The organism is Maribrevibacterium harenarium, assembly GCF_006385675.1.
GTDB classification, from domain to species: Bacteria; Pseudomonadota; Gammaproteobacteria; order Pseudomonadales; family Marinomonadaceae; genus Marinomonas; species Marinomonas harenarium.
Genome location: NZ_VFRR01000020.1, coordinates 1 through 16,336, shown reverse-complemented (window position 1 = coordinate 16,336; position 16,336 = coordinate 1). Strand labels below are relative to the sequence as shown.

The window sequence follows — 16,336 nt, the reverse complement described above, 5'->3', positions numbered from 1 at the left end:
GACGCATTATAGCTTTTTTGGTAGGAGACGTGTGTGGATATCGCTACGTTACTTGGTCTGGTCGGCTCATTTGCCATCGTTATCATAGCGATTTTTCTTGGTGGTTCGGCAGGGATGTTTATCGACCCTGCGTCCATCTTGATCGTAATCATTGGTTCTACCTTTGTTGTATTGATGCAATACCCACTGGGGCAGTTCCTTGGCGCTGGTAAGATTGCAGCGAAAGCCTTTATGTTCAAAAGCGTTCCACTAGATACTCTTATCGATGAAATTTTTGGTTTAGCTGATGAGGCTCGTAAAGGCGGCTTGTTGTCCCTAGAGGGTAAGGAAGTGGGGCATCCATTTTTATCAAAAGGTATCCAAATGTTAGTGGATGGCCATGATAGCAATGTGGTCAAGTCGCAAATGTCCCGAGATATGAACCAAGCCTATGCTCGCCATGATGCTGGTGCGAAGGTGTTTAAAGCCTTCGGTGATGTTGGACCCGCCATGGGCATGATAGGTACGCTGGTTGGTCTGGTGCAGATGCTCGCGAACATGGATGACCCAAAGGCAATCGGCCCGGCAATGGCCCTAGCGCTGTTAACCACACTTTATGGTGCCGTGTTGGCGAACATGGTGTGCTTGCCATTGCAAGCGAAACTTATGAATCGTGCCAATGAAGAACTGTTGTGCCAAAAGATGATATTAGACGCATTATTGGCGATTCAGGCCGGTCAGAACCCGAGAGTTCTAGATGGATCATTGAAAACCTATCTTGCCGAAAGCAAACGTACCGAGCGCGAATAGTGCTCTGCCATTCTTGTCATCATGTAGTACAGCAGTTTTAGTGGAAGTGAATAACCAATGAGTGACGAAGACGAAAACGACTGCCCCGAATGTGTGGAGGGCCTCCCGGCGTATATGGGGACATTCGCCGACTTAATGTCGTTGCTGATGTGTTTCTTCGTGTTGCTGCTGTCCTTCGCGGAAATGGACGTATTGAAGTTTAAGCAATTAGCTGGCTCCATGCGTGAAGCTTTTGGTGTACAAAAGCAAGTCACAGCGGAAGCGATTCCAATGGGTACCTCTATCATTGCCCAAGAGTTTAGCCCTGGTCGTCCGGAGCCGACACCCATCAATGAGGTGCGACAAAAAGCGGATGACGTACCAGAGAATACCTTAGAGGTACAGTGTAAACCGGAAACTGCTTCCCTCAACGAGCAAGACGGAGCAGGTCAGCCATCACCGTCTACTTTTGTGGATAAATCTCAAGCGGACCTAGAGCGGGAAAAACAGATTCAGCAAACGGAGCAAGATGCTCAACAGATTGCTTCGGTTATGCGTGAGGAAATTTCTAAGGGTACGGTGGAAGTCGAAACCCAGGAGCAGACCATTACTATCCGTTTGAAAGATAAGGGCTCATTTGAGTCGGGGTCGGCGGAGTTAAATTATGACTTTATCCCGGTAATCGATATGGTGCGCGATGTATTAATCGGTATTAAAGGGGTGATTGCAGTCGAGGGGCATACGGATAACATTCCAATCGATAGCCCCCGTTTCAAATCCAATTGGCAGTTGTCATCAGCCCGTGCTATTGCGGTGGCGGAAGAGTTATTTTCAACCGGGCAGTTGGATCAAAACCGCTTTTCGGTGACGGGTTTCGCCGATACTAGACCCTTAGTGCCGAATGATACCCCCGCCAATCGTGCCAATAACCGCCGTGTCGAAATTGTGATCCGTCAAAATGACTTTGCTCGCACCAATGTGATTACGCCAGTATTTAATCAGCCTGAGCAAGGTGCGGAAGATACAGCAGATCTATTTACTAATGGCGATGGTGGTTTTGAATTGGCACCAGACGAAATCTTCTAACCGAGTTGCATTAAACTGATAGAAAAGCGGCCAAAGTGCCGCTTTTTTTCGGCCTTTGGGTGCGTTTATGAGTACTTTTTGGTAAGGTGCCCACAATTCAGAAAGAGGATATCTAACATGCGGATTGCAGTGATTGGCGCGTCAGGGCGCATGGGTAAATTTTTGGTACAAGCAGCAACAGAAACCGAGGGCGTTACCCTTGGCGCAGCGATTGTGCAACCTGGCAGCTCTTTGTTAGGAGCCGATGCAGGTGAAATTGCAGGGGTGGGTAAAATTGGTGTCTCGGCAGTCGAGTACCTAAAAGACTGTGTCGACGATTTTGATGTGTTGATCGACTTCACCACGCCGGCTTTGACCCTTGAAAATGCTCAATTTTGTGTCGCCCATGGCAAAGCCCATGTGGTCGGTACCACTGGCCTAAATGATGACGAAAAAGCTGCTCTTAAAGCAGCCTCTGAGCAAACCCCCATCGTATTTGCGCCAAATATGAGCGTGGGTGTGAATTTAACCCTTAAGCTATTGGCTACCGCCGCAAAGATTTTAGGCGATGACTACGACGTGGAAGTAGTAGAAGCCCACCACCGTCACAAAGTGGATTCTCCATCTGGTACGGCGTTGCGGATGGGTGAAGTGGTTGCCGAAGCCTTAGGTCGCGATTTAAAAGAGTGTGCCGTTTATGGTCGCGAGGGTCAGATTGGCCCACGTACTCAAAAAGAAATTGGCTTTGAAACTATCCGTGCCGGTGACGTGGTTGGCGAGCACAGTGTGTGGTTTGCAACTGAGGGTGAGCGTATCGAGATTGTTCATAAGGCTAGCAGTCGTATGACGTTTGCGAAAGGGGCAATCCGCGCGGCAGCTTGGTTAGCGGGTAAACCAGCGGGCCTTTATGACATGCAAGATGTGCTAGATCTAAAATAAGCTCTGAACTTATCCCATTAAAAGCCGGAACCGCGTTCCGGCTTTTGTGTTTTTAAAGGGGGGAGAAATTATTCGTTGATATCAGGCGCGATACCGGGGGCATGCTTTTGTAGCTTGCGTTGTAGGGTGCGACGGTGCATATTCAAAGCGCGAGCCGTTGCGGAAATATTACCATCGTGTTCGGCCATCACCCGTTGAATATGTTCCCACTCCATCTGATCCACCGAAAGCGGGCGATCTGGTACTTCAATTTCTTCTGCCCGTTGTCCGGTTAGCGCCGCGTAGATTTCATCTCCAGAGGCGGGTTTGCATAGGTAATCTTGTGCTCCCAATTTTATCGCTTCAACCGTTGTTGGGATGCTGGCATAACCCGTCAGAACCACAATATGAAGATGGGGTTGCAGGGCGATCATAGGTTCTATTAGGTTTAAACCTGAGTCTTTCTCCAAGCGTAGATCCAAGGTGGCATAGCGAAACCTTGCTTGATTCAATTGCTCGATGACTTCGGCGCGATTACGGGCGATCGCTACGGTCAGGCCCCGTCGCTCCATGGCCCGCTTTAGAGTTCGGGTGAGTACTTCGTCATCGTCGACGATCAATAAACGTTCGCTCATAAGGTGACTACTTCTAAACCTGATTGGCGTAATGAATGGGTAAAACAATTTGGGTCATGGTGCCACCAAGCTCCAGTGGATACAAGGCGACCGTGCCGCCGAGTCGCGCAACTGAAGCATTAGATAGAAAGAAGCCAATGCCCATACCATCTTTGCTGGTGGTCACGGTTTGGCCTAGACGCTCTAGTACCCGCTGGGGAATGCCGGGGCCCCGATCATAAATGGTGATGTTGACATGGGAAGCGGTCCAAGACAGATCAATACGAATCTGTTTGGGGTTCGCATCCGCGGCATTATTGAGTAGGTTAATTAATGCTTGATCCAGCGTTGGGTCAACTTTGATGGTGGGAGCATTGCCCTTTTGTACATGCAGTTCTGACGTAACCTGAGCGCGTAGCAAGTGCCAGTTATCAATAATACCGTCCATGTAGTTACTGACATTGATGAAGGTGCTTTCCCATTCACCGGTGAGCTTAGCTTTTTGTGCGAGCTTTCTTAGGGTTTGCGAGCAAATACTCAATTGCTGGCTGATGGCTTTTACATCTTCAGATTGGGTGGATTCCGGCGGTAGATCTGCCAGCAGCTCTTCGCAGATAAGTTGAGCGCTGGTAATCGGTGTACCCAATTCATGAGCCGTACCAGCCGCATAGGTGGCAATGGCGAGAATTTGTTCGTCCTGTAGTAACTGTTCCCGGTTGGTGGACAACCATTCTTGTTGCTGGCGCACGTAAGTCACCATATGGTTGAGGAAGCAGCAAATAAACGCACTACATACCACAAAGTTAATCCATCGTGCCCATTGGGAAAGGGTGACCTGAAGAATCTGATCATTATAGCTAGGTAATGGCAAGTGCCAGTAAATCAATAGGCTATAACTAACAATGGTTGTCCCGGTCAGTACCATAGCGTAGCGAATCGGTAACACTACCGCGGCGATGGCAATCGGGACTAAGTAATAATAAACAAAGGGATTGTTGATACCGCCAGCAAAGTAAAACAGGAAGGAAAACTGCATTAAATCCAAGAGCAACTGCATAAAGTAGGAGCGATGTCCCGGCAGTTCAGGATTGCGCAGTTGGATCCAAAGTAAGCCGTTGATTAGCGCATAAATGGCGATGATCGCCGCAATAAAAGGTAGCGCCGGTGTATTTTCGAACAAAGAGAATAAGGCAAAAGCTGCCGCTGCTTGACCGACAATGGTGATGGTGCGCAGTTGCAGTAGCAAACGCCAGTTATGTCGAGGTTCCAATGCCGGGTTGACCATGGGGGGCTCTCAGAAAAAATTAGATAACCGCATGGTAAACAGATCTCACTGAGAAAAGAAGAGAAGCGTGTCATGGGGGAAAGTCACAACACGCCTAGAAAGTAGATTAAACTTCTGGAACGGTTAATGCCGAGGCTAACGCCTCATGGCTCAAAAGTCCTACCACTTTGTTCTCCTTATTCAGGACAGGTAGCGAATGGTGCTCGCTTAGCATAACTGGTAAGGCAGCTTGCAAAGCCGCTTTGTGGGGAAGTGCGGCGGTGGTGAGCAGATCCGCTTCGTTAATTGCTGACTCATCATTTCCGGCCAAGGCTGATACGGGTAGAACGCCTCGATAGACACCTTGCTGTAGCCAGATAATCGGCTGTTCTGGGTCACTAATTTGCGAGCGCACTGCTCCCAGAGTATCGCCCTCACATAGATTGACTGCTTCCGCCATGATGTTTTTCACCCGTAGGGCTTTGGCACGGTTCACGTCCTTGGCGAAGGCTCGGACGTATTCATCCGCCGGGTTAAGGATGATATCAACGGGCTTGCCTACTTGAACCAGCTTACCGTCTTTCAAAACGGCGATACGATCCCCTAAACGTAAGGCTTCATCCAAATCGTGAGTAATAAAGATAATGGTTTTGTGTAGGTTCTCTTGCAGGTCGATTAGCTGAGTTTGCATTTCAAAGCGAATTAATGGATCAAGGGCGGAAAAAGCTTCATCCATCAGCAAAATCTCGGCGTCAGTACACAGGGCACGAGCCAAACCAACACGCTGCTGTTGGCCGCCGGATAGCTGGGATGGGTATTGTTCTTCGTACCCAGCAAGTCCCACTGTCTGTAACCATTCGATAGCTTTCGGTTCCCACTCTGGTCTTTTCATTCCCTTAATCGCCAAGCCGTATCCCACGTTTTCAATTACGGTGCGGTGGGGCATAAGGCCAAAGTGTTGAAATACCATCGACATTTTGTGGCGACGAAACTCAGTTAATTCCTTTAGTGACAAGGTCATAATGTCATGACCTTCTACCTTGATTTCCCCCGCTGTGGGGTCGATAAGACGGTTGAAGTGACGAATTAGGGTAGACTTGCCGGAGCCAGAAAGCCCCATAATGACGAAGATTTCTCCTCGTTCTACGGTCAAGTTGATGTCTTGCAGACCCACTGTATGGCCCGTCTCTGCCAAGATGTCTTCTTTACTCGCACCTGCTTTTACCTTGGGTAGCACTTTTGCTGCGTCATCGCCGAAGATTTGGTACAAACCTTCGATAGCAATCAATGGGGTAGTTTCCGTATTAGCCATGATCGCCTCCTTCTAAGTGACGTTGTGAGCGTTTCGCATAGGTCTGTGACACTCGGTCAAAAATAATAGCGAGCGCAACAATGGCTAAACCATTTAGCAAGCCAAGGGTGAAGTACTGGTTGGTAATGGATTTAAGTACCGGTTGGCCGAGGCCTTTCACACCGATCATGGAAGCAATCACCACCATCGCCAGTGCCATCATAATAGTTTGGTTGATACCCGCCATGATAGTTGGCATCGCCAAGGGTAGCTGTACCCCAAACAGGCGTTGCGTGGGGGTAGCGCCATAGGCAGTGGCGGCCTCTAGGGTTTCTTTATTGACTAGGCGAATTCCTAAGTTTGTTAAGCGGATCACCGGAGGGATAGCGTAAATGACCACCGCAATAACCCCAGGGATTTTGCCGATACCGAGTAGCATAACGACCGGAATCAAATACACAAAGGCCGGCATAGTCTGCATGATATCCAGCAGGGGAGTGACAATAGATTGAGCCCTATCGGAGCGTGCCATTAAAATACCAATAGGTATACCGAGGATAATGGATAGGAAAGTACACACCGTAATGATACTCAGGGTGCGCATGGTGTCTTCCCACATCCCGAAGTAGCCGATGAGTAGCATCGAGACAATCACCCCGACACTGAGTTTCCAAGAGCGCGTAGCCAAGTACACAATCCCAGTAATGGCGGCGAGAATGATCCACCACGGGGTGCTAATCAGAAAGTCTTCAAACCAGACTAAAAAAGTTAAAAGTGGGTCAAATAAAGATTCGATGGTATCCCCGTATTCCCGGGAAAAGTCACGGTACATACCATCGAGTGTTTTGCGGATAGCCAGCAGGTCACGCCGGCTCATATCGGGGAATTCAGTTAACCAAGAAGATTCTGCCATAGGATGTTCGCCTATACTGGTAAAGCAACCGGTGGGGAGTCCCACCGGTGGGACGCGTTATACGTCAGGAGGCACGGATGACCTAAAGGTTATCTAGTGCTGCGCTGATTTTGGCTTGGGTAGCGCTATCTACCCATTGGCTCCAGATGTCCTCATGTTCGAAGAGGAAGTTCTCCGCTGCGTAGGCGCCATCGGCTTGGTTTTCTTCCATCCACGCGAGCAGACTGTTCATATCAGCATTAGTAAAGGAGCGCTTGGTGATGTAGTCATAGGCAGCGGGCGCTTTGCTAGCGAAAGACTCGGTCGTAACTGAGTACACCGGGGAAGGCGGATACATGGTCACTTTGGGCTCTAAACAAGTGTCTTTAGAGATGCAGTTCAAATAGTGTTCTTCGTCGACACCGCTACCAAAGTCAACTTTCACCATTTTGTACTTACCTAACACCGCAGTTGGCGCCCAGTAATAGCCGAACCAACCCTCTTCACGTTCGTATGCTTTCGCGATAGAGCCTGATAAACCCGCACCGGAACCGGGATCCACTAGATCAAAGCCTGCTTCATCTAACTTAAGCGCCTTGAAGAGATTCGCTGCGGTGATTTGGCAGTTCCATCCGGCTGGACAGCCGTAGAAACCAGCCATATCAGGATTTTCTGGGTGAGAGAACAGATCAACATGCTGCATTACCCCTTCGATGGTTTTCATTTCGGGGTATTGATCTACTAGGTATTGGGGTACCCAAAAACCTTCTTCACCACCGTCTGATAGGGATTTGCCAGCAATACGCAAACGACCTTCCTCTGCGCCCCGTTCTAGGGCCGCTTTCATGGAGTTCGTCCACATTTCCGGAGCAATGTCCGGCTCGCCTTTCTCAATCATAGAGGTGCCCGTAGGCATGGTGTCACCGGGGACGATTTCTGTATCACAGCCAAAGCCATGTTTCAGGATAAAGGCATCCACATTCGCCATCAGTGTGGCAGAGTTCCAGTTCATATCAGCGATAGTCACTTTGCCACAATCGGCCGCTGCAGCAGAAAGTGACGTTAAGGCAATTGTGCTGGCGAGAAGTGTTTTCTTCAGCATGGGGAGTTCCTTTTGTTCGTTGTTGTAGGTGATATCAAATGTGTTATCTCTATTTAATTTACACATCTAAATGTTTGTTATCAAATAGGTATAACTCAAAAATTTACACAAGATAGCAGTATTCTTGTAGCGATAAGTCACAAAATGTAAGGCAAGACCCAGTCTGAGTATGGCTTTCAGAGGAGATAGGGCAAAAAAAAGAGCCCAGATGGGCTCTTTAGGTATGTCGTTTTTAGATCATAGATCGGGGGAATTAATATCGAGCAATGGTGCTGCATCTAAGTTTTCAGCATCCATCATCACGGCAACACGCTGTAACGAAGACAAGATTTGCGTTTGTTCCCAGCCCGCTAAGGCTTCAAATTCGGTAATGAATTTTTCGTGTAATAGCGGTGGCGTGGTAGCAAGAATCTCACGTCCAGATTCGGTTAAACGTGCATTAACAATACGTTTATCCCGTTGTGCGCGAACCCGCTCGACTAAGCCGCGCTCCTCTAAACGGTTCAGGATAGTGGTTACTGTCGCTTGACTGAGGGAGACATTGCCGGAAATACGGCGTACGGTAACATCGCCCAGCTCCTCGATAGAACGCAACACCATAATCTGTGGAATAGTCAAACCACAGGCTTTGACGACGCGTTTGGACTGCAGATCAGTGGCGCGAATGATACGTCGCAAATGCACCAGTACGTCGTGTAGATGAGGAGTTTCGGTCATAAAAAAGTGACAGCCAGGTTAAAAGTTAAGTCATTAGGTTTGCCGCGCATTATAGGCAATTCTATCTTGTGTTCAAATCATTTCAGCTCTTTTGATTCGAGCTGAAAGGCGAAATCATGACTTAAGTGACGCGAATGCATCGATGGCGCGCTGACGGGCACTTTTATAATCCACAATTGGGGTTGGGTATTGACAGACTTGTCGTAACCGCTCACTCGGGTCATGAATTTGTTTGCTGTCTAATCTTTGCAGTTCAGGAACAAAGCGACGGATAAAATCTCCTGCTGGGTCAAATTTTTCAGATTGGCGTAGGGGGTTAAATACACGGAAATAGGGTACGGCATCACAGCCAGTGGAAGCGCTCCATTGCCAGCCACCATTATTGGCGGCAAATTCCCCGTCGATTAGCTTGGACATGAAATAAGCTTCGCCCTTGCGCCAGTCAATCAGTAGCAATTTCGTCAAGAAACTGGCGGCAATCATACGTAGTCTATTATGCATCCAGCCGGTTTGATTCAACTGGCGCATGGCAGCATCGACGATGGGAAAGCCGGTACGGCCTTCGCACCATGCTTGAAAGCCGGCTTCATCATCGCGCCACTGTACGGCGTTGGTTTCCGGCTTGAATGGCTCCAAGCGAGATAACTCTGGGAAGAAGCCCATTAACTGCCGATAAAAATCACGCCAAGCCATTTCTTTGAGCCAGATACTGTCTTGCCAGGCACGACCAGATTCTTCGCAGCAATAACGCAAGGCATCTAGACATTGGCGTGGGCCAATGGCACCTAGTGCTAAATAAGGAGATAGGGTGCTCGTCCCAGGAGTGGCGGGTAAATCCCGTTGCTCGCCGTAGCTGGCTTCTCGTTTTTTGCAAAACGACCAGAGACGAGCCTGGATTAATTCCTGGGTCGTTGGCCATAAATCTTCTCGTAAATCCGCACCCCATTGGGGGATTCGTGCCAGTTCAACATCGCCTGTTTGTGGCTCAGGTGCAGGGTAAGCATTTTGTAATTGCTGTTGTAGCATAGCCAGCCAGCGTCGATAAAACGGGGTGAAAACCTTAAAGGGCGTACCCTGCTGGTTTAGCACTTGACCAGAAACAATCAGATCTGGAGCCAATCGCTGACACCCAACTCCTGCGGTAGTGAGCTGTTGTGCTACCGTAGCATCGCGCTTGGCTTCGTGTAAGGGTAATTCATTTTGCCACCATACTTGTTGGTAACCATGACGTTGGCACAAGTCCACTAACAGCTGAGGACATTGGCTAAAACGCTCCGCCTCAAGAACATGTAAGGGAATGGCCAGCCCATGGAGGCGTTTGGCCATATCCTGCAGTAGGGCAGACTTTAGTGCCAATTTCGCGGGCGCTTCGTTGTGTTCTTGCAACTGCTGCATCGTAGCAATGAAAACGATAGCGATATCGCCCTGCTGCCGTGCTTGATAAATCCCTGGGTGATCTTCTAAACGCAGATCATTACGTAACCAAACTAACTGTGTTGCTGCCATCGTCATTACACCGTATTACGAATACCAAGAGCCCGCGGATAGGGGGCAAAATAGCGCTGCTGTTGTACATAGTCACTGCCGTAGAGCTTCAGGTAGTGATGCAACAAGGTCACCGGAGTAGCTAGATTTACTTCGCCACGGCGATACTGCTCGATCACATCGAGAATCTCATTGCGAATATTGCCCTCAACGGTTTTCTTCAAATAGCCAACTAGATGCATCAGCACATTGCAGTGATTTTTACGTTTTGCTGGTTTGCCTAGTGCCGTCATAAAGGTGGTGAAGTAAAGATCGATAAGCTCCTCTAGGGGACGCTTATCCTGGCCCGATAGCATCCGCCCAATGGCCTTATAAGCCGTTTGGCTGTGTGCCATCACTATGTATTTATAGCGACTATGGAAATCCAATAGGGTTTTCATGGAAGGTTGCTCGATCACCGTAAGGCGAAACTCATGGTGAGCAAATACCCGCAGCAAAAAATTTTCTCGCAGATTCGGGTCGTGTAAGCGGCCTTCTTCTTCCACTGGTAGGTTGGGGTACTGCTGTTGCAGGGCTTGGGTAAATAAGCCTGCTACGCGCTGCATATGGGGATGACCATTCTCTTGGTAAACCTTGATGCGCGAGAGGCCACAACTTGGAGAATTCTTCATTAAAATGTAGCCATCCACCGGCGGCATCACTGCGAGATAAGTGGCGTTGGCGTTAATCAAGTGTTCGGAAACGTCAGTACCCGGTTTATTGGAATAGGCTAGGCGCGGAGCCGTTGGATCGCCTTCCAAGCGTAGGGTAGGTCTTGGGGTGCCGAACCCTGCCGCCATCTCCGGGCAAAAGCGAGCGTAGTCGAAATAGTCTGCCAATGGTCCTAGACAGTAGACGGAACGACTATGTCCGCCATTAAAACGCACATTTTCCCCGAGCAGACAGGCACTGATGCCCACCGGTATCTTATGATCGAGTTGGTCAGGATGAAATGTTTCGTACATCGGCTATTCCTCTTCCTGTTATAGACTGGCCAGAAACTCTTGTGCTGCGAATGTGGCGCTGACTAACGCCCCTTCACCATCACCTTGACACAACCAATCGCCAATTAACCAGAGGTTTTTTGTATCGTTGACTAAATAGGGTTGGTCGCTAACAACGCCGCTTTGCTGCCCTAAAAGCCAGCGGTGTGGCTCACCAGCAGCGAATATTTCTGTGCCAAAGTGATCTTGTACCCCGTTGATAATAGCTTGCTTGATGGTGTCACGAGGGCTATTGAGGTGGGCTTTTGACCAATCCGCCCTAGTTTGTGCTACCCAAATTTGCTCACCATCAAGGGCGGATCGCCCCGGCTTGCTGCTATCACAAACTAGACGTTGTAACAGTCTATGATCAGCAAATTCTTGCAGCACAGGCTGCTGGATTTTTTTCGGCATAGTGAACCACATCGCCCATTGTGGCACTGTCAGCGCACTGGCGTCGTAGGCTGCTTGTAACAGCTCGGCTTGACCTTGCGTAGTGGCGAGTAGCATGGCCGCCTGTGTGGCTGGTGTAGCAAGTACTAAATAGCGACAACGGGCAATCGGGTGGTAGTTATCATCTCGAATAAGCCAGTCACCTTGCTCATTGCGCTCAAGATGATGAATCCTAGCGCCTGTTTGTATGGCTGTATCCCCAAGTAAATCCCGGCAGACCGTACTCATGCGGGGAACACCTACAAAACCCTGCTGCCATGGGGCGATCGTTCCGTTTGCGAGTAACCTTGCCTTTAACTCTTCAAGGGTTTTGTGTTCCAGCTTTATTTGCACCGCACCAAGCTCACAGGAGCCGTGTTCCAAACGTTTGCTACTAGCACGCCCACCGGTGCCGCGACTTTTATCGACCACTAGTATCGACAGAGAGGTGTGTCTTAGCTGATCGGCGAACGCACAACCAGACAGGCCAGCGCCAATGATAACTAAGTCATAAAACGGGATATCAGAAGAATGTGGGGACGGCATAAGGACTCAATGGGTTTGGTTAATTTATTGATTTTACGATTGAATTAGTTAATTGGATGAGATCTATATCAGCTCTATTTATTGCTTATTACTATAGGATCTATTTTATCAATTAATTTTTTATTTCAACTACTTCCACCTAGGATGAACTTATAACTTGTCTTGGGAGGAAAGTATCATGATCAAAACCATCACCTTTGCCGCTATGCACTTTACTGTGGCTTTTTCCGTTGCTTACTTGATTACAGGAGATGTATTGGTTGGTGGGTTGGTAGCTATGGTGGAACCTGCTATTAACACGGTGGCCTATTACTTCCACGAAAAATTCTGGCAGCGCTTCAGTCAGGCTGATCGTCAACAGTTAGCCGATACGATGATGGGATTAGCAGAGAGTCAGGCATTACGTTAAAAAGACCTTCAGCCACTTGGCTGAAGGTCTTGGGGGAAGCACAGGGAGTATTACAGGTTCAACACAAATACAATGGCAACGGCTACCGGCGCAATAAAGCGGGTAACGAAACGCCATAGTGCGAACGCTGTATCAGAGACTTGAATCTCTTCTTTGGCGTATTTCGCTTTGACAGCCCAAGCCGCAAATACGGCGATGAAGATACCGCCTAGAGGCAACATAATGTTAGCAGTTAGGTAGTCAAGGAAGTCAAAGGTGTTTTTGCCAAAGATATGGAAGTCAGACATAAAGTTGAACGAGCCAAGACACGCGATACCTAGCGCCCAAACAAGCACACCCAAAGTCACGGTTGCTTTAGTTCGGCCCCAACCAAAGCGCTCAACCAAGTGCGCAACTGTCGGCTCCATCAAAGAGATTGCTGAAGTCCAAGCGGCAACGCCCACCAATACGAAGAACAAGAAGCCAAAGAATTGGCCGCCCGCCATCTGACCAAAGGCAACAGGTAGGGAGATAAACATCAAACCTGGTCCTGCTGCTGGATCCATCCCGTTAGAGAAAATGATTGGGAAGATCGCGAGACCGGTGATCAAGGCAACAATGGTATCCAACGCTGCGATAGACAGCACGGTTGAACCGATAGAAGCCTTTTTCGGCATGTAAGAGCCGTAGGCCATGATAGTGCCCATACCCAAAGAAAGGGTGAAGAACGAGTGGCCCATAGCAACGAGAACAGCATCCCAAGACAACTTGCTGAAGTCAAAATCAAACATGAAGCTCCATGCTTGACCAAAACCATCGGTGCTCATGGCGTAACCAAGTAAGACCAGCAAAATGACGAACAGAGCTGGCATCATAACGCGAGTCGCACGCTCAATACCGGCATTCACACCAGCCGCAACCACGAAGATCACCATGATACTGAAAGCAGTGTGCCATAGTAGTAAGGTGCCAGGATTACCCAGTAGGCCGTTAAAGGTATTGCCAGCCTCTTCTGCACTGATGCCGTTCAAAGCACCAGACGCCATTAACTGGATGTACTGTAGTACCCAACCAGCAACCACAGAGTAGAAGGAGAAAATAAAGACACCGGCTAACATTCCCATCAAACCGATAAGTCCCCAGCTCTTACTACTGCCAGACTCTTCCGCTACGGTTTCGAGGGCATTAATGGGGCTTTGGCGAGCGCGACGACCGACATACACTTCAGCGATCATGATGGGGATGCCAACAAAGGCGATACAGATCAAGTAAACCAGTACAAAGGCACCACCACCGTTCTCGCCAGTGATGTAGGGAAACTTCCAGATGTTACCTAAGCCAACCGCCGAACCAGTCGCGGCAAGGATAAAGATCCAACGACTCGCCCAGGAGCCATGAATTGATTGTTTTTCTTGCATAGTTATCTCAAAGCTAGGTGTAACAAAGCCAACCTCCTGGATAAGGAAGTGACCAAATGCGGAGTCTTGGTAAGCAACGCTTAGCGTCATTCCTCCGGTTACACGGGTTGTATGTTTAAAGTTGGACAGCGGTCGAATTGAGCTCTATTCAGATGTGCTTCCCACAACAAACACCTGTTTTGCCTATCAAGAACAGATTGTGCAAAAGAGGATCAATTCGAAACGGCGGCGATTTTGCAAATTTTACCCGCTTGATGCAAGTAAAACCCGAGTAATTAACTGATATAGGACGGGTTATTGGTGGATGATTTTTATGCAATAGATGCTACTGATTTGAGGAGGAAATATTACAGCTCAAAATAAATGCTTGAATTATTATCTCCTACGCTTAATATATTTAGACATAAAACTAATTAATTGGCTGTTTTTTCTGGCTATTTAGTCAGGTTTGTCGCCTTGGTTTTGATTTTTAAATCTTCCTTGTTGTATCTGTGCTACTGAGACAAGGGTTAAGTGATTAGAGGACGAAATAAAATGGATGCTGTGTCTTTCCGTGCGCCGAAAACGACAGATGGCCCGGAATTAAATGAGTTAGTAAAGCGGTGCACTCCGCTAGATACCAATTCAGTTTATTGTAATTTACTGCAAGCGAGTCATTTTTCGACCACTGGCGTGGCGGCAGAATATGACGGTAGGCTGATGGGGTTTGTGTCCGGCTATCTGGTTCCTGAGCGTAATGAGCCGACTTGGTTTGTGTTGCAAGTCGCCGTAGATAGCCAGCTACGTGGCCAAGGAATCGCCAAACGCATGCTGCATCATAAATTGGAGCAACTCCCTGAAGTACGCTATCTAGAAACCACCATTACCCGCGATAACCAAGCCTCTTGGCGCTTATTCGAGCGCTTAGCCAAAGATTTGAATGCCCCATTACATTCAGAGCTCTGGTTTGAACGACAAGTCCACTTTCACGACCGCCATGACAGTGAGTACTTAGTTCGTATCGGGCCACTGTCCTAATCCACACTACCGCTATTCCCCATTATTTGATTGAGAGAAATTTACTATGAAAATTTTTGAAGAAATTGAATCTGAAGTGCAATCCTATGCCCGCGCTTTCCCACGTGTTTTTAACAAAGCTCAGGGTTCCTACCTGTTTGATGAAGAAGGTAATCGCTATCTGGATTTTCTAGCTGGCGCTGGCACTTTGAACTACGGTCACAACAATCCAGTGTTAAAGAAAAAGTTGGTGGAATACATCATGGACGACGGCATTACCCACGGCTTGGATCTGCATACTAAGGCAAAGGGGGAGTTTCTTGAGGCATTCAAGCAATACATCCTAGAGCCGCGGGGATTGGAATACGTGATGCAGTTCACCGGTCCCACGGGAACCAATGCGGTGGAAGCGGCGATGAAATTGGCGCGTAATGTCACTGGCCGTGAAAACATCATCACCTTCACTAACGGTTTCCATGGTTGTAGCTTAGGTGCTTTGGCCGCTACAGGTAATTCTCACCACCGCGGGGCTGCAGGGACTGGCCTTGGTGGTATCAGTCGGGTGCCATTTGATGGTTATTTGGGGGATGGTATCGAGACCACCGAGTACTTGGATAAAGTGCTGTCTGACTCCTCCAGCGGTGTTGATCACCCAGCGGCAGTCTTAGTAGAGACCGTGCAAGGAGAGGGGGGAATCAACGCTGCTAGCATGTCGTGGCTGAAAAACCTCGAATTGGTGTGTAAAAAACATGAAATCCTATTAATAGTGGACGATATCCAAGCGGGTTGTGGCCGTACCGGTACCTTTTTTAGCTTTGAACCGGCTGGAATTAACCCAGATATTGTCACCATGTCCAAATCCTTAAGTGGCTATGGCTTACCTTTTGCTGTGGTACTCTTCCGCCCAGAGTTAGACCAATGGAAACCAGGCGAGCATAACGGCACCTTCCGTGGTAATAACCTTGCCTTTGTCACCGCCAAAGTCGCCCTCGAAACCTACTGGCGAGATGATAGTTTCGCCAAAGAAATTCAACGCAAAGGCGCGTATATCGAAGCTCGTTTGAATGACATGGCGGCAGAGTTAGGCGAGGGCAATTTCAGTGTGCGTGGCCGTGGCATGATGCGTGGTATTAACTGCATCAGTGGTGAGCTGGCGTCGAAGATTACCCGAGAGTGTTTCAAGCATAATCTTATTATTGAAACCTCTGGTGCCGACGATCAGGTGGTGAAATTCCTCTGTCCGCTCACGATTAGTGATGACGAATTACGTCACGGTCTGGATATTGTCGAAAGTGCCATCCGCTTAGTGTGTAAGGGTGAAGATACCGTTCCTAGTTGTATGGAAAAATATTCCATATCGCCGGGCGAACAGTGTTCCCGGCTGTGAGTGCTCCAAGCTTACGCTCGGGCACTTACCC

At 48.6% G+C, this 16,336-nt stretch carries 16 protein-coding genes; 6 read left to right on the top strand and 10 right to left on the bottom strand.

Annotated features, from left to right (window positions below):
• Positions 1-33: 33 nt before the first annotated feature.
• The 3 genes from pomA (at position 34) to dapB (ending at position 2,772) form a co-directional block, all read left to right on the top strand.
• Positions 34-789 carry a flagellar motor protein PomA gene (gene pomA / locus FJM67_RS10570; protein WP_140589115.1) on the top strand — a complete coding sequence of 252 codons (756 nt, stop codon included), beginning with the start codon at positions 34-36 and terminating at the stop codon, positions 787-789.
• A gap of 57 nt (positions 790-846) precedes the next feature.
• On the top strand, positions 847-1,854 hold the full coding sequence (locus FJM67_RS10565; protein WP_140589113.1) for a flagellar motor protein MotB: 1,008 nt from the start codon (positions 847-849) through the stop codon (positions 1,852-1,854).
• Between the two features lie 117 nt (positions 1,855-1,971).
• Positions 1,972-2,772 carry a 4-hydroxy-tetrahydrodipicolinate reductase gene (gene dapB, locus FJM67_RS10560; RefSeq protein WP_140589112.1) on the top strand — a complete coding sequence of 267 codons (801 nt, stop codon included), beginning with the start codon at positions 1,972-1,974 and terminating at the stop codon, positions 2,770-2,772.
• Positions 2,773-2,840: 68 nt separating this feature from the next.
• On the opposite strand, the gene FJM67_RS10555 is transcribed toward dapB, so the two are convergent.
• The 9 genes from FJM67_RS10555 to FJM67_RS10515 all read right to left on the bottom strand — a co-directional run bounded on the left by FJM67_RS10555 (position 2,841) and on the right by FJM67_RS10515 (position 12,116).
• Positions 2,841-3,386 carry a response regulator transcription factor gene (locus FJM67_RS10555; protein ID WP_140589110.1) on the bottom strand — a complete coding sequence of 182 codons (546 nt, stop codon included), beginning with the start codon at positions 3,384-3,386 and terminating at the stop codon, positions 2,841-2,843.
• 13 nt (positions 3,387-3,399) lie between these two features.
• The gene (locus tag FJM67_RS10550; protein WP_140589108.1) at positions 3,400-4,650 is read right to left on the bottom strand and encodes an ATP-binding protein; all 1,251 of its coding nucleotides are present in this window, start codon (positions 4,648-4,650) and stop codon (positions 3,400-3,402) included.
• A gap of 106 nt (positions 4,651-4,756) precedes the next feature.
• Positions 4,757-5,941 carry a quaternary amine ABC transporter ATP-binding protein gene (locus FJM67_RS10545; protein ID WP_140589106.1) on the bottom strand — a complete coding sequence of 395 codons (1,185 nt, stop codon included), beginning with the start codon at positions 5,939-5,941 and terminating at the stop codon, positions 4,757-4,759.
• Positions 5,934-6,833, bottom strand: coding sequence for an ABC transporter permease (locus FJM67_RS10540; protein WP_140589105.1), 900 nt, complete (start codon positions 6,831-6,833; stop codon positions 5,934-5,936). The genes FJM67_RS10545 and FJM67_RS10540 overlap by 8 nt, the downstream gene beginning before the upstream one ends.
• A gap of 82 nt (positions 6,834-6,915) precedes the next feature.
• Complete coding sequence (locus FJM67_RS10535; protein ID WP_140589103.1) at positions 6,916-7,914, bottom strand: ABC transporter substrate-binding protein; 999 nt, start codon at positions 7,912-7,914, stop codon at positions 6,916-6,918.
• Positions 7,915-8,151: 237 nt separating this feature from the next.
• Positions 8,152-8,631, bottom strand: a complete 480-nt coding sequence (locus FJM67_RS10530; protein ID WP_140589101.1) for a MarR family winged helix-turn-helix transcriptional regulator — start codon at positions 8,629-8,631, stop codon at positions 8,152-8,154.
• Between the two features lie 114 nt (positions 8,632-8,745).
• Positions 8,746-10,137: a cryptochrome/photolyase family protein gene (locus FJM67_RS10525; RefSeq protein WP_140589100.1), complete on the bottom strand. Its 1,392-nt coding sequence runs from the start codon at positions 10,135-10,137 to the stop codon at positions 8,746-8,748.
• A 5-nt stretch (positions 10,138-10,142) separates the two neighbouring features.
• Positions 10,143-11,120 carry a YbgA family protein gene (locus tag FJM67_RS10520; protein ID WP_140589098.1) on the bottom strand — a complete coding sequence of 326 codons (978 nt, stop codon included), beginning with the start codon at positions 11,118-11,120 and terminating at the stop codon, positions 10,143-10,145.
• A gap of 18 nt (positions 11,121-11,138) precedes the next feature.
• The gene (locus FJM67_RS10515; protein WP_140589096.1) at positions 11,139-12,116 is read right to left on the bottom strand and encodes an NAD(P)/FAD-dependent oxidoreductase; all 978 of its coding nucleotides are present in this window, start codon (positions 12,114-12,116) and stop codon (positions 11,139-11,141) included.
• Positions 12,117-12,294: 178 nt separating this feature from the next.
• Here FJM67_RS10515 and FJM67_RS10510 point away from each other — a divergent pair, with 178 nt between their 5' ends.
• Positions 12,295-12,525, top strand: coding sequence for a DUF2061 domain-containing protein (locus FJM67_RS10510; RefSeq protein WP_140589094.1), 231 nt, complete (start codon positions 12,295-12,297; stop codon positions 12,523-12,525).
• A 50-nt stretch (positions 12,526-12,575) separates the two neighbouring features.
• Here FJM67_RS10510 and FJM67_RS10505 read toward each other — a convergent pair whose 3' ends face one another.
• Positions 12,576-13,922 (bottom strand): sodium-dependent transporter, encoded by a 1,347-nt coding sequence (locus tag FJM67_RS10505; RefSeq protein WP_140589092.1) that lies wholly within the window; start codon positions 13,920-13,922, stop codon positions 12,576-12,578.
• A gap of 534 nt (positions 13,923-14,456) precedes the next feature.
• On the opposite strand from FJM67_RS10505, the gene ectA reads away from it, so the two are divergent.
• Positions 14,457-14,939: a diaminobutyrate acetyltransferase gene (gene ectA / locus FJM67_RS10500; protein ID WP_140589091.1), complete on the top strand. Its 483-nt coding sequence runs from the start codon at positions 14,457-14,459 to the stop codon at positions 14,937-14,939.
• A 46-nt stretch (positions 14,940-14,985) separates the two neighbouring features.
• Complete coding sequence (ectB, locus tag FJM67_RS10495; protein WP_140589089.1) at positions 14,986-16,305, top strand: diaminobutyrate--2-oxoglutarate transaminase; 1,320 nt, start codon at positions 14,986-14,988, stop codon at positions 16,303-16,305.
• Positions 16,306-16,336: the final 31 nt, after the last annotated feature.

Coding starts and splice junctions, on each gene's coding strand:
- FJM67_RS10555 (WP_140589110.1), bottom strand. CDS start 3,386: ATGAGCGAACGTTTATTGATCGTCGACGATGACGAAGTACTCACCCGA.
- FJM67_RS10530 (WP_140589101.1), bottom strand. CDS start 8,631: ATGACCGAAACTCCTCATCTACACGACGTACTGGTGCATTTGCGACGT.
- FJM67_RS10540 (WP_140589105.1), bottom strand. CDS start 6,833: ATGGCAGAATCTTCTTGGTTAACTGAATTCCCCGATATGAGCCGGCGT.
- ectA (WP_140589091.1), top strand. CDS start 14,457: ATGGATGCTGTGTCTTTCCGTGCGCCGAAAACGACAGATGGCCCGGAA.
- FJM67_RS10520 (WP_140589098.1), bottom strand. CDS start 11,120: ATGTACGAAACATTTCATCCTGACCAACTCGATCATAAGATACCGGTG.
- ectB (WP_140589089.1), top strand. CDS start 14,986: ATGAAAATTTTTGAAGAAATTGAATCTGAAGTGCAATCCTATGCCCGC.
- FJM67_RS10525 (WP_140589100.1), bottom strand. CDS start 10,137: ATGGCAGCAACACAGTTAGTTTGGTTACGTAATGATCTGCGTTTAGAA.
- FJM67_RS10545 (WP_140589106.1), bottom strand. CDS start 5,941: ATGGCTAATACGGAAACTACCCCATTGATTGCTATCGAAGGTTTGTAC.
- FJM67_RS10505 (WP_140589092.1), bottom strand. CDS start 13,922: ATGCAAGAAAAACAATCAATTCATGGCTCCTGGGCGAGTCGTTGGATC.
- FJM67_RS10550 (WP_140589108.1), bottom strand. CDS start 4,650: ATGGTCAACCCGGCATTGGAACCTCGACATAACTGGCGTTTGCTACTG.
- FJM67_RS10510 (WP_140589094.1), top strand. CDS start 12,295: ATGATCAAAACCATCACCTTTGCCGCTATGCACTTTACTGTGGCTTTT.
- FJM67_RS10565 (WP_140589113.1), top strand. CDS start 847: ATGAGTGACGAAGACGAAAACGACTGCCCCGAATGTGTGGAGGGCCTC.
- FJM67_RS10535 (WP_140589103.1), bottom strand. CDS start 7,914: ATGCTGAAGAAAACACTTCTCGCCAGCACAATTGCCTTAACGTCACTT.
- dapB (WP_140589112.1), top strand. CDS start 1,972: ATGCGGATTGCAGTGATTGGCGCGTCAGGGCGCATGGGTAAATTTTTG.
- FJM67_RS10515 (WP_140589096.1), bottom strand. CDS start 12,116: ATGCCGTCCCCACATTCTTCTGATATCCCGTTTTATGACTTAGTTATC.